Below are 13,862 nucleotides of genomic sequence, written 5' to 3' on the forward strand. Positions count from 1 at the left end.
GCGTTGCAGAACTCGCGCAGGCCGAAGTGCGACAGCTCGCGGCCGAAACCGCTCTTCTTGACGCCGCCGAAGCCCACGCGCACGTCGCTGGCGCTGTAGCCGTTGATGAACACGCCGCCCACCTCGAGCTCGCGCGTGATCGATTCGGCCAGCGCCGCATCGGCCGTAAACACCGACGCCGTCAGGCCGAAATCGCTGTCGTTGGCCAGTTGCACGGCATGTGAGGCATCCTCGGCGCGGATGATCGACGCCACCGGCCCGAACAGTTCCTCGCGGAACGCGGTCATGGCGGGCGTCACGCCGGTCAGCACGGTCGGCTGGTAGTAGTTGCCCTCGCCTGCCACCTTGGCGCCGCCCACCAGCAGCGTGGCGCCTTCGGCCAGCGTGCGCTCGACCTGGGCGTGCAGTTCGTCGCGCAGGTCGTAGCGGGCCATCGGGCCGACGTAGTTGTCGGGATCGCGCGGGTCGCCCATGCGCAGCGACTTGACGGCCTCGACGAAGCGCGCCGTGAACGCGTCGAGCACCGGCGCCTCGACGATGAAACGCTTGGCCGCCGCGCACACCTGGCCCGAGTTCTGGAAGCGCCCGGCCACGGCGGCCGCCACGGCCAGGTCGAGATCGGCGTCCGCCAGCACGATGAACGCATCGGAGCCGCCCAGTTCGAGCACGCACTTCTTCAGCGCCGCGCCCGCCTGCGCGCCGATCGCCGAGCCGGCGCGCACGCTGCCCGTCACCGTGACGGCGGCGATGCGCCGATCGGCGATCGCCGCCGACACCAGCTCGTTCGACAGATTCACCAGCTCGAACACGCCGGCCGGGAAATCGGCGCGCTCGAACGCCTCGCGCAGCAGGTTGGCCGAGCCGAGCACGTTCGGCGCGTGCTTGAGCACATAGGTGTTGCCGGCGGCGAGCGCCGGCACCGCGCCACGCACCACCTGCCAGATCGGGAAATTCCACGGCATGATCGACAGCACCGGCCCGAGCGGACGGTATTCGATGCGTGCCTTGTTGCCCTCGACGAGCGTCGGCTCCGGGGCCAGGAAGTCGCCCGCATGCTCGGCGTACCAGTCGCACACGCCGGCCGACTTCTCGACTTCGGCCAGCGCCTGCTTGATCGGCTTGCCCATTTCGAGCGTGATCGTTTCGGCGATCCGCTGCGCATCGGCGCGCAGCGCCTGGCCGAGCCGCTTCAGCGCCGCGCCGCGCGCCTCGATCGAGCGGCGCTTCCATTCGCCGAAGGCGGCCGCGGTGCGTTGCAGGGCCTGTTCCAGATCGTCCGGCCCCTGCACCGGATAGGTGGCGATTTCCTTGCCGTCGAGCGGGCTGATGGAGCGAAAAACAGGTGCGGCTTGGCTCATGGTGATCTCCGTTGGCATTCGATGGGGGGCAGTGTAAGCTCGGCCATCGCTCAATGAAACTGAATAGTTTTGAGCAAATCATTCACGTTTCGAGAACGTCGACATGGATCTCGTCCAGCTGGAAATGTTTCAGGCCGTCGCCCGCCACGGCAGCATCGCGGCCGCCGCCCAGGCCGTGCACCGGGTGCCGTCGAATCTGACCACCCGCATCAAGCAACTCGAGGAAGAACTGGGCGTGGACCTGTTCACGCGCGAGAAGAACCGGCTGTCGCTGTCGCAGGCGGGGCGGATCTTCCTCGATTACACCGGCAAGATCCTGAACCTCGTGACCGAGGCGCGTGCCGTCACGGCCGGCCAACAGCCGGCCGGGCGCTTCGCGCTGGGCGCGCTGGAGAGCACGGCGGCGGTGCGGATTCCGGCGCTGCTGGCCACCTACAACCAGCACTTTCCGCAGGTCGCGCTCGAACTGGCGACCGGGCCATCCGGGCAGATGATCGACGGCGTGCTGAGCGGCGACCTGATCGCCGCGTTCGTCGACGGCCCGCTCGACCACGCCGAGCTGACCGGCTTCCCGGTGTTCGACGAGGAGATGGTGATCGTCGCGCCGGCCGCGCATGCGCCGATCCGCCGAGGCCGCGACGCGGACGGCGACGCGCTCTACGTGTTCCGGAAGAACTGTTCGTACCGGCGCCACCTCGAACGCTGGCTCGCCAACGACGGCGCGCTGCCCGGCGAGATCCGCGAACTGGAGTCGTATCACGGCATGCTGGCCTGCGTGAGCGCCGGCGGCGGGCTCGCGATCATGCCGCGCAGCATGCTCGAAAGCATGCCCGGCTCGCAATCGGTGCGCGCCTGGCCGATGGGCAAGGAATTCGGCCTGCTGCGGACCTGGCTGATCTGGCGCAAAGGCACCGTATCGAAAGCGCTGGAAGCGTTCTCGCAGCTGGTCACGCATCCGCATCCGGCGCGATGACGGGAAGGCTTGGCGGGCATGGGGCAACTCGATGCGGCTCGATACCGCTTGCGGTGACCGAGCGCAGCCGGTGCGGCGCGATACGAACTCGGCGCCATATCAACCGCCCCGCCCGGCCAGCCCCAACGCCCGCATGCGCCGATACAGCGTGCGCTCGCTGATCCCGAGCCGCGCCGCCAGCGCGCGGCGCGTGCCGCGAAAGCTGCCGGCGACGTGGCGCAGCGTGGCGTCGTCGGGCGCGCCGGGCTTGGGCAGGCCGGGCGACTCCGTCGCGCCGGCAAGCGCACCGCGCAGCGCGTCGGGCAGATGCTCGACGCGGATCACGCCGTCGTCGGCGAACAGGCAGGCGCGTTCGAGCACGTTGCGCAACTCACGGATATTGCCGGGCCACGCATAGGCGTCGAGGCAGGCGCGTGCCGCCTCGTGCAGCACGCAGGGCCGCGCGCCGGGCCGGGCATCGGCGATGCGGCGCAGGATCGATTCGGCGATCAGGCCGATGTCGCCATGACGCGCACGCACCGGCGGCAGATCGATCGGAAACGCGCTGATCCGGTAATAGAGATCGGGGCGAAAACGCCCGTCGGCGATCATCTCGCGCAGCGGCTGATGGGTCGCCGCCACCAGCCGGAAATCGGCGCGCAACGCCTCCACCCCGCCGACGCGCCGGAACGTGCCCGTCTCGATCAGCCGCAGCAGCTTGACCTGCATCGAGGCGGGCACGTCGCCGATCTCGTCGACGAACAGCGTGCCGCCCTGCGCGGTTTCGACCAGGCCCGGCTTGCGCGCCTGCGCGCCGGTGAACGCCCCCTTCTCATAGCCGAACAGCTCGCTCTCGAACAGCGATTCGGCGATGCCCGAGCAATCGACCACCACGAACGGCCCGGCCGCGCGCGGGCTGCCCTCGTGCAGCGCCCGCGCGAACAGCTCCTTGCCGGTGCCCGATTCGCCGAGCAGCAACACCGGCAGCGTCGATGGCGCGACGCGCTGCAAGGCCGACAACGCCGCGTTGAACGGCTCGGAGCTGCCGACCAGGCCGCTCGCGCTGGGCCGCGCCGAGGCGCTGCGCACCGTGGTCAGCCGTTCGACATAGGCGGTGACCTCGCCCGTGCCGTCGAACACCGGCCGCATCTCCACGTCGACATGTTCCGGCCCGCGCGGCGTGTGATGGATATGCAGCACGCGCGACGCCGCGCCCGATTCGAGCGCGGCGCGCATCGGGCAATGCTCGCCGGCCTGATCGCACTGCACGTCGTAGTGATGCGACACGCGGTAGCAGTGCCGCCCGACGTGGGCCTGCCCCGCCACGCCGAACTGGCGCTGGTAGGCCGCGTTGGCGGCGAGAATCCGGTAATCGCGATCGACCACGATCATCGGCTGCGGATCGTGTTCGAGGTAGGAGACGAGCGCGCCGAGGCCGGCGGGAGAATGGGCGGCGGCGGCCTTATCGGCCTTATCGGCCGGGACGATCAGGATCGTGCGGCGCTGGCGTCCGGCCTCTTCGGGCGCACCAAGCGCATCGGCTGAACCAGTGGGCGCAGCGGTACGGCGGCGAGTGGACATGACGAACCCAGGCAATGACAGGCAAGCCGCCAATTCTGCCACAGGACTGCCATGGCACTGCCATCGATGGCAGCGATCTGCGATTCCCGCGGGACAACCGGCGCGCACCCGCCCTGCCTCGTCGCGAAAAATCGTCGCCGGATCAAACTACTAGCCGAATGACGCGGCAAGCCGATGCCGCTGGCATGTATCTTGTGTACACAGACGGTTCTTGATCGTTTCCGGAGCACCCCGCGATGTCCGAACCCGCCTTCACCGTCGACTCGTTCTTCGATCCGGCCACCTGTACGGCCACCCACGTCGTGCTCGACCCGGCCACGCGCGAGTGCGCGATCATCGATTCCGTGCTCGATTTCGATCCGAAATCGGGCCGCACCAGCCATGCGAGCGCCGAGCGCGTCGCCGCGCATGTCGAGGCGCTCGGCGCGCGCGTGCGCTGGCTGCTCGAAACCCATGTGCATGCCGATCATCTGTCGGCCGCGCCGTGGCTGCAGGCGCGCTTCGGCGGCGAGATCGCGATCGGCCGCGACGTGACGCGCGTGCAGAAGGTGTTCGGCGCGCTGTTCGATGCCGGCCCCGAGTTCGTGCCCGACGGCCGCCCGTTCGACCGGCTGATCGACGACGGCGACACGCTGGCGCTCGGCGCGCTGGCGATCCGCGCGACCCACACGCCGGGCCATACGCCGGCCTGCATGACCTACGTGGTGGCGCGCGCCGACGGTTCGGCGCCCGCCGACACCGCCGCGTTCGTCGGCGACACGCTGTTCATGCCCGACTACGGCACCGCGCGCTGCGACTTTCCCGGCGGCGACGCGCGCACGCTCTACCGCTCGATCCGCAAGGTGTTGAGCCTGCCGCCCGACACGCGGCTCTACCTGTGCCACGACTACCCGCCCGACGGCGGCCGCGAGGCCTGCGTGGTCACCACCGTGGCCGCGCAGCGCGACGCGAACATCCACGTGCACGAAGGCATCGACGAAGACAGCTTCGTCGCGATGCGCGCCGCGCGCGACGCCACGCTGGCAATGCCGGTGCTGATCCTGCCGTCGGTGCAGGTCAACATGCGCGCCGGCCGGCTGCCCGATCCGGCGCCGAACGGCATCCGTTATCTGAAACTGCCGATCGATGCGCTGTAAGCGCCACGGCCGCCGTCTCACCTTGAAGGAATCCTGAACATGTCCGCCTCCCCTACCAACGCCGCCGTGCCGGCCGCGCGTCACGAGATCGTGATCGTCGGCGCCGGCTCGGCCGGCATCGCCACCGCCGCCAGCCTGCTCAAGCGCGATCGCACGCTCGACATCGCGCTCGTCGATCCCGCCGACATGCACTATTACCAGCCGGGCTGGACGATGGTGGGCGGCGGCGTGTTCGATGCGCCGTCCACGGCACGGCCGATGGCCAGCGTCCTGCCGCGCGGCGTGACGCACATCCGCTCGGCCGTCACCGCGTTCTCGCCCGAGCAGCAGACCATCACGCTCGATGGCGGCACGCGCGTCGGCTACCGGCAACTCGTGGTGTGCCCCGGCATCGAACTGAACTGGGCCGGCATCGAAGGCCTGAGCGACACGCTCGGCCAGCACGGCGTGACCTCGAACTACCGCTACGACCTCGCGCCGTACACGTGGCAGCTGGTGCAGGCGCTGCCGCGCGGCCGCGCGATCTTCACGCAGCCGCCGATGCCGATCAAATGCGCCGGCGCGCCGCAAAAGGCCATGTATCTGTCGGCCGATCACTGGCGGCGCACCGGCCGCCTCGGCAATATCGAGATCGAATTCCACCTGGCCGCGCCGGCGCTGTTCGGCGTGCCGGCCTACGTGCCGGCGCTGATGGAATCGGTCAAGGGCTACGGCATCGACCTGCGCTTCGGCGACACGCTCATCGCCGTGGACGGCCCCGCGCGCCTGGCGCGCTTTCGCCGCGCGCGCGCCGAGGCCGACGGCGGCGGCACCGAGGACATCACGCGCGAATTCGACATGCTGCACGCCGTGCCGCCGCAACGCGCGCCGGGCTTCGTGCGCGACAGCGCGCTGGCCGATGCGAACGGCTGGATCGACGTCGATCCGGCCACGCTGCGCCACCGCGCCTTCGAGAACATTCATGCGCTCGGCGACGCGACCAACACCAGCAACGCCAAGACCGCCGCCGCCGCGCGCAAGCAGGCGCCGGTGGTCGCGCACAACGTGCTGGCCGCGCTCGGCCGCACGCGCGGCGTGGCGCGTTACGACGGCTACGGCTCGTGCCCGCTGACGGTCGAGCGCGGGCGCGTGGTGCTGGCCGAGTTCCTGTACGGCGGCAAGGTCGCGCCGACCTTCCCCGCCTGGCTCAACGACGGCACCCGGCCGTCGAAGCTCGCGTGGTTCCTGAAGGAAAAACTGCTGCCGCCCGTCTACTGGCACGCGATGCTGAAGGGCCGCGAGTGGTTTGTCGAGCCGGCCGTCAGCGAGGCCTGAACCGCCGCGCCGCCAACGACAACGACAACGCCCGGAATCGCGAACACGATTCCGGGCGTTTTTCATGAGTTGGCCAAGCTCAGGCCGCTACGGCCAGCCGCCTGCGTTCGCGGCGCAGCATCACCATGTTGGCGCCGATCACGCCGATCGTCACGGCAACGATGAACAGCGTGGCGAGCGCGTTCATCTCGGGGTTCAGCCCGAGGCGCACACGCGAGAACACCACCAGCGGCAAGGTTGTCGAGCCGGGGCCGGACAGGAACGCCGACAGCACCAGATCGTCGATCGACAGCGTGAACGACAGCAGCCAGCCCGACACCAGCGCCTGCGAGATCAGCGGCAGCGTGATCGTGAAGAACACCTTGAACGGCGTCGCGCCGAGGTCGAGCGCGGCTTCCTCCAGCGACGGATCGAGCTCGCGCACGCGCGACTGCACGATGATCGCCACGTAGGACAGACACAGCATCACGTGGCCGAGCCAGATCGTGAACATGCCGCGCTGCGCGGGCCAGCCGATCCACTTGGCCAGCTCGATGAACAGCAGCAGCAGCGAGATCCCCTGGATCACCTCGGGGATCACGAGCGGCGCGTTGATCATGCCCGAGTAGAGCGCGAAGCCGCGAAAGCGGCCCATGCGCGCCAGCACGAAGCCGGCCCAGGTGCCGATGAACACCGACGCGAACGCGGTCATCACGCCGATCTTCAGCGACAGCCAGGCCGCCGCGATCAGTTCGTCGTCGGCCAGCAGCGCCGCATACCAGCGCGTCGAGAAGCCCGACCACACCGTCACCAGTTGCGACGCGTTGAACGAGTAGACGATCAGGCTCAGGATCGGGATGTACAGGAACGCGAAGCCGAGCCCGAGCGCCACGATCCGCAGATAACGATTCGGCATCATTTGCGGCGGCCCTCCAGTTCCTTCGCCTGGAAGTGCTGGAACGCCGCCATCGGCACCAGCAACAGCAGCACCATCGCGCAGGTCACCGCCGAGGCCATCGGCCAATCCGCGTTGTTGAAGAACTCGTTCCACATGACGCGGCCGATCATCAGCGTGTCGGCGCCGCCGAGCAGCTCGGGAATCACGTACTCGCCCACCGCCGGAATGAACACCAGCAGGCAGCCCGCGATGATGCCGTTGCGCGAGAGCGGCAGCGTGACGGTCAGGAACGCCTTCCACGGTTTCGCGCCGAGGTCGTACGCCGCTTCGAGCAGGCGCAGGTCCATCTTCACGAGGTGCGCGTAGAGCGGCATCACGAGAAACGGCAGGTAGGTGTAGACCATGCCGATATACACTGCGATGTTGGTGCGATACAGCTCGATCGGCGAGTGGATCAGGCCGATGCCGATCAGGAAGTTGTTCAGCAGTCCGTTGTTCTTGAGAATGCCGATCCAGGCATACACGCGGATCAGGAACGACGTCCAGAACGGCAGCATCACCGCCATCATCAGCAGGTTGCGCGAGGCCGGGTTCGAGCGCGCGATGTAATACGCCATCGGATAGCCGAGCAGCAGGCACAGGAACGTCGTGACGGCCGCCACCCACACCGAGTTCACATAGGTCGCGAAATACAGGCTGTCGGTGAACAGGAACGCGTAGTGCGACAGGTTCAGCTTGATGTTCAGCACGCCGTCCGCGAACGAAGTCAGTTCGGTGTACGGAGGAATGCCGAGGTTCAGTTCCGCGAAGCTGATCTTCACGACCAGCAGGAACGGCACCGCGAAGAACAGCAGGAGCCAGAAGAACGGCCCCGCGATCACGGCCGTGCGGCCGCTCAGGCCGAGCTTGCGCATCGGCCAGCCGAAGAACGTGGACAGTGCGTTCATGCGGTCAGCACCACGCCGGCCGTGGCGCTCCAGCGCACGTAGATCTCGTCGTTCCAGCCCGGCGTGTCGATCTCCGACAGCGCGAGGCTGGTGGCGTTGGCGATCACGGTCTTGCCCGAATCGAGCCTGACGTGATACAGCGAGTAGCCGCCCATGTAGGCCACGTTGGTGATCACGCCGTGCCCCCAGTTGTAGGCGCCTTCGGGCGGCTTGCGCGTCAGCGCGATGCGCTCGGGGCGCACCGACACCGTCACCGCCATGCCGAGCGGGCCGGTGATGCCGTGGCTCACGTGCATGCGGCACGGCAGTTCCGACGATTCGATGAACACGTAATCGGGCTCGTCCTCGACCACGTTGCCCTCGAACAGGTTCGTCGAGCCGATGAATTCGGCCGAGAAGCGGCTGTTCGGATATTCGTAGACTTCGCGCGGCGCGCCGATCTGCACGATCTGGCCTTCGCTCATCACGGCGATCCGGTTCGCCATCGTCATCGCCTCTTCCTGATCGTGCGTGACCATGATGCAGGTGACGCCGACCTTGTCGAGAATGTTGACGAGTTCGATCTGGGTGCGCTGGCGGATCTGCTTGTCGAGCGCCGACATCGGTTCGTCGAGCAGCAGCAGCTTGGGCCGCTTGACCAGCGAACGCGCCAGCGCCACGCGCTGCTGCTGGCCGCCCGAGAGCTGGTGCGGCTTGCGCGTCGCATAGCGGCTCATCTGCACCAGTTCGAGCGCATCGCGCACGCGCGCCTTCAGCTCGGCCTTGGGCGTGCCTTCCTGCTTGAGGCCGTACGCCACGTTCGCTTCCACCGTCATGTGCGGAAACAGCGCGTACGACTGGAACATCATGTTCACGGGCCGCTTGTACGGCGGCATCTGGGCGAGGTCCTCGCCGTCGATCAGGATCTTGCCCGAGGTGACGGTTTCGAGGCCGGCCAGCATGCGCAGCAGCGTGGATTTCCCGCAACCGGAACTGCCCAGCAGTGCGAACAGTTCGCCCTTCTCGACGGAGAGATTGACCTGGCGCACCGCGGGGGTGTCACCGAACTGCTTGACCACGTCGACGATCTGCACGAAGTTCGCGGCGTTGCCCGCCGGCGAAACATTGGACGGGCTGGACGGCGCAGCGGCGGACGACAAGCGCGACGGGCTATTCATGATCTGCTGCATCACTCCTGGGTAGTACCGAACAAAGGCGATTTAAGACGAACAAAGCCCCCGGGGGCACCAGGGGCTTGAGGGACGGTATCGAACCGCGGCGAGCTTCAGCGGCCGGATTTGAACTCGGTCCAGAGCCGCGTCTGCAGGCGCTGGATTTCCGGCGGCAGCGGCTTGAGCAGGAACAGCGTCTTGACCACATCGGCCGGCGGGTACACGGCCGGGTCGTTCGCCACGTCCTTGCTGACGAACTGGCGAGCCGCGGCGTTCGCGCTCGGGTAATACACCGTATTGGTGATGGCCGCGTGCACCTTCGGATCCTCGATGTAGTTGATCCACTCGAGGGCCGCTTCCTTGTTCTTCGCGTCCTTCGGGATCGCCATCACGTCGAACCACACGGGCGCGCCGCCCTTCGGAATGTAGTACTCGACCTTGTACGGCTTCTTCGCTTCCTGCGCGCGATGCTTGGCGATCACGACGTCGCCCGACCAGCCGTAGGCGAAGCAGATGTCGCCGCCGACCAGATCGTTGATGTAGCCCGACGAGTTGAACTGCGTGATGTACGGGCGGATCTTCTTGAGCACCGCCATCGCGGCCTGGTAATCGGCCGGGTTGGTGCTCATCGGATCCTTGCCGATGTAGTGCAGCGCGGCCGCGAACATCTGGTCCGGCGCGTCGAGCACCGACACGCCGCAGGCCTTCAGCTTCGAGATGTTTTCCGGCTTGAACAGGATGTCCCAGTTGTCGAGCGGCACCTTGCCGAGGATCTGCTGGGCCTTGTTGACGTTGTAGGCCAGGCCCGTCGTGCCGTAGGCCCAGGGCACCGTGTACTTGTTGCCCGGATCGGCGCCGGCCACCAGCGCCATCAGTTGCGGATCGAGGTTCTTCAGGTTCGGCAGCTTCGACTTGTCGAGCGGCGCGAAGATGCCGGCGGCGATCTGCTTGCCGGCGTAGTTGCTGGTGGGCACCACGATGTCGTAGCCCGAGCTGCCGGTCAGCAGCTTGGCCTGCAGCGTGTCGTCGCTGTCGTAGTTGTCGTAGCGGACCTTGACGCCCGTTTGCTTCTCGAAGTTGGGGATGGTGTCCTTGGCAATATAGTCGGACCAGTTGTAGACATTGAGCTGCGTGTCCTTCGCCGAAGCCGCCGTGGCGGCTACGCACAGCGAGAGGGCCATCAACCGGCCAGCTACCTTTGCGTTCATCCCGTTCTCCCGTCCGGCCCTATGCTGGCCGGTATCGACTGTGTCGTCACGACGGCCCGCCAAGGCGACCCGTCCCTGAAAAACCCGAAAAATATCACTAAACCCGGAGCGTCACAAAAAAAATGCGCCGATGTCGCACAAACGGAACACCCACCGGGAAGTCGCGGCAATTTTATCGGGTTATGCGGGCCTGTCCACCCGAAAAAATATCGGGCGGCCCGGTGCAATGTCATGCCCCGACGGCCCGGCTCGCGCACGGCATGCGGCGCACGGGCGCGCAATCGGCGGCGCGACACCGGCTTGCGTGTCCGCGCCATCGCAGCCGCAACAAAAACGGCTGACGATCGGGCATCCGTTTCAAGCTTGCCGCTGAATTACAATAAGCCAACTTGTCGCAGTGTCCTTGTTGCCGCACGACACTCCACCGTGCTTCGCCAATCCATCGTACTCATGCGCCATCGTCACGCTCGTTCGTCCGTCTCCATCTCCGCTCCCATCACGCCCACCCTGCCGAGCAACACGTTCGGCACGCGGTTCCATGCCCTGCTGCCGCGCTTGCTGCCGGCCGCCCTGCTCTGTGCGGCCGGCGCCGCGCACGCCACCGTCTCGCTCGTGCAGCCGGCACGCGAAGCGGCCGCCGATGCGCCGCTGACATTGACGCTGATCTACTCGGACGACGATCGCGCGCCGCTGCCCGTCACCGCACCCGATTCGATCGACGTGACCGTGACCAATGCCGAGCAGCCGCCGGTGCCCGTCAAGCTGGTGCGCGAGGCCGGCGTGCCCGCGCGCTTCACGCTGCGCGCGGGCCAGTACCGCAAGGTGCGATTCTCGGCGCCGTGGCCCGACAGCGCGCGCGGCACCGTGACGATCGCGCCGGTGGGCTTCGACGCCTCGCCGGCCGTGGTCTCGCTGAACCGCGGCCCGAACCAGGTCGCCGTGGCGCGCGCCGAATCGGCCGAGGCGCATCAATCGACGCCGGCCGGCGTGGCCGCCGCCGCGTCCACGGTGGCCGCCACCGCCGGCCTGCCGCAGCCGAGCGCCGACGCGCTGACCACCGGCGCGCAGGGCCTGCTGTCGAGAATCTCGTATTACGAGCCGATGTTCATCGGCGCGGGCGTGAACGGCGACGTCAGTGCGAAGCTGCAGTTGAGCTTCAAGTACCGCCTGCACATGCCCGACAACCCGGCCTCGCGCGCGCTGCTCGACAACCTCTATTTCGGCTACACGCAAACCTCGATCTGGGATCTGTCGGCCGATTCGAAACCGTTCCGCGACACCAGCTACAAGCCAAGGCTGTTCTACTACGTCGCCGACACCGGCCTGCACAGCACGTGGTTCACGCGGATGGGGTTCGCGGCCGGTATCGGGCACGAGTCGAACGGCAAGGCCGGCACCGATTCGCGCAGCCTGAACATCGCGTTCGTGCAGCCCACCTGGGAGTTCGGCGACCTGTCCGATTACCACTGGCAGGTTTCGCCGATGCTGTACTACTACGTGGGCATCAGCGACAACCGCGACATCGCCGATTACCGCGGCTACATGGATCTGGTCATCAAATACGGCAGCCCCGACGGCTGGCAACTGGCCACCACGCTGCGCAAGGGCACGCACCACTGGTACGGCAGCGTCGACAGCCAATTGTCGTACCCGCTCGCGAAACTGCTCGGCGATGCCTGGGGCGGCTACGTGTGGCTCGGCTACTTCAATGGCTACGGCGAGGATCTGCTCGACTACAACCGGCGCCAGCACTGGATCGCGCGCGTCGGCGTGAGCATCGCGCGCTGATGCTTTACCATAGCGTTTTTGCCGCACCGAACCGACACCGCACCACCATGAGCTCGAACCTTCACGACAAGCCCGACAGTCCCTGCATCGGCGTCTGCTCGACGCTATTCGACGACATCTGCAAGGGCTGCGGCCGCACCGCGCTCGAAGTCGCGAACTGGGTATTCATGAGCGAGGAAGAAAAAGCCGCGGTGTGGGAACGCATCACGCTCGAAGGCACCGCCAAGCGCTTCCAGTACGACAAGCTCTGAGCACGCCGCGCCAGCGGCATCCGCCGCCGCCCTGGCCGCGGACGAAAAAAAGCGGCACGCGAACCGCCGTGCCGCTCAACCCCAACGCTTGAATTCCGTTCGTCAGAACTTCATGCCGACGCCGACCCCGACGATGATCGGGTCGATATGCAGCCGCCCGATCGACTGGCCGCCGAGCGTGGCGTCGGTGTGCATCCACAGCTTCTTCAAGTCGACGTTGACGAAGAATTGCTTGGTGACCTGAACGTCCACGCCGAACTGCAGGGCCGGGCCGAAGCTGCTCTTGTGCACCGCCACGCCCTGATCGCCGACGTGCAGGCCGTCGTTGTAGAAATACGTGTAGTTCAGGCCCGCACCGACATACGGCCGCACCTTGCCCGCATGATTGAAGTGGTATTGCAGCAGCAGCGTGGGCGGCAGCACGTTCACGCCGCCGAGCGGGCCGAGATTCGAATTGACCTGATGACGCGAGGTGCCGAGGATCAACTCGACGCCGAGATAGTCGCGAATCATGTAGGTGAAATCGAGTTCGGGCACCACGGCGTTGTTCACGCCAGCGTTAATGGCGGACAGCGTGCCGCTGCCGCGATCGTTCGGCGCGATTTCGATCGCACGCAGGCGCATCAGTATGTCGCCCTGATTGATGCCCTCGCCCTGCGACGCCGCGTGCGAGACGGAAGGCGTCATCGCGACGGCGGCGGCGCAGGCGAAAGCGGACACAACGCAACGAGCTTTTACTTTCATGGCAAAAATTCCCCTGAGAACGATATGGATTGTCGTGGGGGGCCGCCAGCGGCGACTTGACGCGCATCAAGCCAAAGAAAACGTGGGACGCTTTGTCGCAGATTCCGGCTCGCTGCCCGTCAGCAGCAGCGTGAGCAGGTCGCGCACGCTGCGAATCGCGGTGCCGAACGGCAAGGCTTCGCGGCCGCGGAAGAACAGGCCGTTGGCCACGTCGCCACGCAGGGCCGCTGCGAGCCGCGTGTCGATGCAGAAGTGACCGAAACGCTCGACGCCATCGCGCAGGCCGCACACCGACAGGCATTCGAGCGCCGTCGGGCAGCGCTGCCGCAGCGCGCCGAGCCTGGCGCGAATCCGCGCCTCGTGACGCAGATACCGCTCCAGCCATGGCGTGCGCACCGCGCGCGCCGGCAGCCCCGTCACGCTGATGAAATCGACGATGTCCTCGGGCCGCGCCTGCGCCAGCACCTGCTTGAAGGCCGGATGCGCATCGCCCTCCTCGGTCACCGCGAACGGCGTGCCGACCTGCACGCCGTTCGCGCCCAGTTCGAGCGCCGC

12 protein-coding genes and 1 pseudogene are annotated in these 13,862 nt (G+C 67.2%); 5 read left to right on the top strand and 8 right to left on the bottom strand.

Annotated elements, in window-relative coordinates; all coding sequences use genetic code 11:
* Window positions 1-1,358, bottom strand: a 1,358-nt coding sequence (locus tag ACYP33_RS17730) for an aldehyde dehydrogenase family protein (RefSeq protein ID WP_459623034.1), incomplete at its 3' end; no start/stop codon positions are given.
* A 103-nt stretch (window positions 1,359-1,461) separates the two neighbouring features.
* Here ACYP33_RS17730 and ptrR point away from each other — a divergent pair.
* Entirely contained in the window at window positions 1,462-2,331 is an 870-nt protein-coding gene (gene ptrR / locus ACYP33_RS17735; RefSeq protein ID WP_414445381.1) for a putrescine utilization regulator PtrR, read from the top strand.
* A 99-nt stretch (window positions 2,332-2,430) separates the two neighbouring features.
* Here the strand turns inward: ptrR and ACYP33_RS17740 are convergent, their stop codons facing one another.
* Entirely contained in the window at window positions 2,431-3,891 is a 1,461-nt protein-coding gene (locus tag ACYP33_RS17740) for a sigma-54 interaction domain-containing protein (protein WP_459623036.1), read from the bottom strand.
* A gap of 236 nt (window positions 3,892-4,127) precedes the next feature.
* Between ACYP33_RS17740 and ACYP33_RS17745 the strand changes: the two genes are divergently transcribed.
* Together ACYP33_RS17745 and ACYP33_RS17750 are read left to right on the top strand one after the other, a co-directional pair.
* Window positions 4,128-5,027 (top strand): MBL fold metallo-hydrolase, encoded by a 900-nt coding sequence (locus tag ACYP33_RS17745; RefSeq protein ID WP_459623037.1) that lies wholly within the window; start codon window positions 4,128-4,130, stop codon window positions 5,025-5,027.
* Window positions 5,028-5,057: 30 nt separating this feature from the next.
* Window positions 5,058-6,341 (top strand): annotated as a pseudogene (locus ACYP33_RS17750) (NAD(P)/FAD-dependent oxidoreductase); the annotation flags it as partial.
* 79 nt (window positions 6,342-6,420) lie between these two features.
* Here ACYP33_RS17750 and ACYP33_RS17755 read toward each other — a convergent pair.
* From ACYP33_RS17755 to ACYP33_RS17770, 4 genes are all read right to left on the bottom strand, one after another.
* The gene (locus tag ACYP33_RS17755) at window positions 6,421-7,239 is read right to left on the bottom strand and encodes an ABC transporter permease subunit (RefSeq protein WP_459623039.1); all 819 of its coding nucleotides are present in this window, start codon (window positions 7,237-7,239) and stop codon (window positions 6,421-6,423) included.
* The gene (locus ACYP33_RS17760; protein ID WP_414445386.1) at window positions 7,236-8,165 is read right to left on the bottom strand and encodes an ABC transporter permease subunit; all 930 of its coding nucleotides are present in this window, start codon (window positions 8,163-8,165) and stop codon (window positions 7,236-7,238) included. Before ACYP33_RS17760 ends, ACYP33_RS17755 begins: the two co-directional genes overlap by 4 nt.
* Window positions 8,162-9,322 (bottom strand): ABC transporter ATP-binding protein, encoded by a 1,161-nt coding sequence (locus ACYP33_RS17765; RefSeq protein WP_459623041.1) that lies wholly within the window; start codon window positions 9,320-9,322, stop codon window positions 8,162-8,164. Before ACYP33_RS17765 ends, ACYP33_RS17760 begins: the two co-directional genes overlap by 4 nt.
* A 107-nt stretch (window positions 9,323-9,429) precedes the next feature.
* Window positions 9,430-10,524 carry a polyamine ABC transporter substrate-binding protein gene (locus ACYP33_RS17770; protein WP_414445388.1) on the bottom strand — a complete coding sequence of 365 codons (1,095 nt, stop codon included), beginning with the start codon at window positions 10,522-10,524 and terminating at the stop codon, window positions 9,430-9,432.
* A 426-nt stretch (window positions 10,525-10,950) separates the two neighbouring features.
* On the opposite strand from ACYP33_RS17770, the gene ACYP33_RS17775 reads away from it, so the two are divergent.
* Both ACYP33_RS17775 and ACYP33_RS17780 read left to right on the top strand, forming a co-directional pair.
* Window positions 10,951-12,312: a phospholipase A gene (locus ACYP33_RS17775; protein WP_459623043.1), complete on the top strand. Its 1,362-nt coding sequence runs from the start codon at window positions 10,951-10,953 to the stop codon at window positions 12,310-12,312.
* Window positions 12,313-12,359: 47 nt separating this feature from the next.
* Complete coding sequence (locus ACYP33_RS17780) at window positions 12,360-12,563, top strand: DUF1289 domain-containing protein (protein WP_459623045.1); 204 nt, start codon at window positions 12,360-12,362, stop codon at window positions 12,561-12,563.
* A 102-nt stretch (window positions 12,564-12,665) separates the two neighbouring features.
* On the opposite strand, the gene ACYP33_RS17785 is transcribed toward ACYP33_RS17780, so the two are convergent.
* Window positions 12,666-13,307 (bottom strand): OmpW/AlkL family protein, encoded by a 642-nt coding sequence (locus ACYP33_RS17785; RefSeq protein ID WP_414451840.1) that lies wholly within the window; start codon window positions 13,305-13,307, stop codon window positions 12,666-12,668.
* Window positions 13,308-13,373: 66 nt separating this feature from the next.
* Window positions 13,374-13,862: nitronate monooxygenase (locus tag ACYP33_RS17790; RefSeq protein WP_459623047.1), on the bottom strand; the 489-nt coding region annotated here is incomplete at its 5' end.

It is taken from the genome of Burkholderia sp. 3C (assembly GCF_054589155.1).

Excerpts from the sequence above, each read along its gene's own strand:
- ACYP33_RS17770 (WP_414445388.1), bottom strand. The coding sequence starts at position 10,524 with ATGAACGCAAAGGTAGCTGGCCGGTTGATGGCCCTCTCGCTGTGCGTA.
- ACYP33_RS17780 (WP_459623045.1), top strand. The coding sequence starts at position 12,360 with ATGAGCTCGAACCTTCACGACAAGCCCGACAGTCCCTGCATCGGCGTC.
- ACYP33_RS17785 (WP_414451840.1), bottom strand. The coding sequence starts at position 13,307 with ATGAAAGTAAAAGCTCGTTGCGTTGTGTCCGCTTTCGCCTGCGCCGCC.
- ACYP33_RS17765 (WP_459623041.1), bottom strand. The coding sequence starts at position 9,322 with ATGAATAGCCCGTCGCGCTTGTCGTCCGCCGCTGCGCCGTCCAGCCCG.
- ACYP33_RS17755 (WP_459623039.1), bottom strand. The coding sequence starts at position 7,239 with ATGATGCCGAATCGTTATCTGCGGATCGTGGCGCTCGGGCTCGGCTTC.
- ptrR (WP_414445381.1), top strand. The coding sequence starts at position 1,462 with ATGGATCTCGTCCAGCTGGAAATGTTTCAGGCCGTCGCCCGCCACGGC.
- ACYP33_RS17760 (WP_414445386.1), bottom strand. The coding sequence starts at position 8,165 with ATGAACGCACTGTCCACGTTCTTCGGCTGGCCGATGCGCAAGCTCGGC.
- ACYP33_RS17740 (WP_459623036.1), bottom strand. The coding sequence starts at position 3,891 with ATGTCCACTCGCCGCCGTACCGCTGCGCCCACTGGTTCAGCCGATGCG.
- ACYP33_RS17745 (WP_459623037.1), top strand. The coding sequence starts at position 4,128 with ATGTCCGAACCCGCCTTCACCGTCGACTCGTTCTTCGATCCGGCCACC.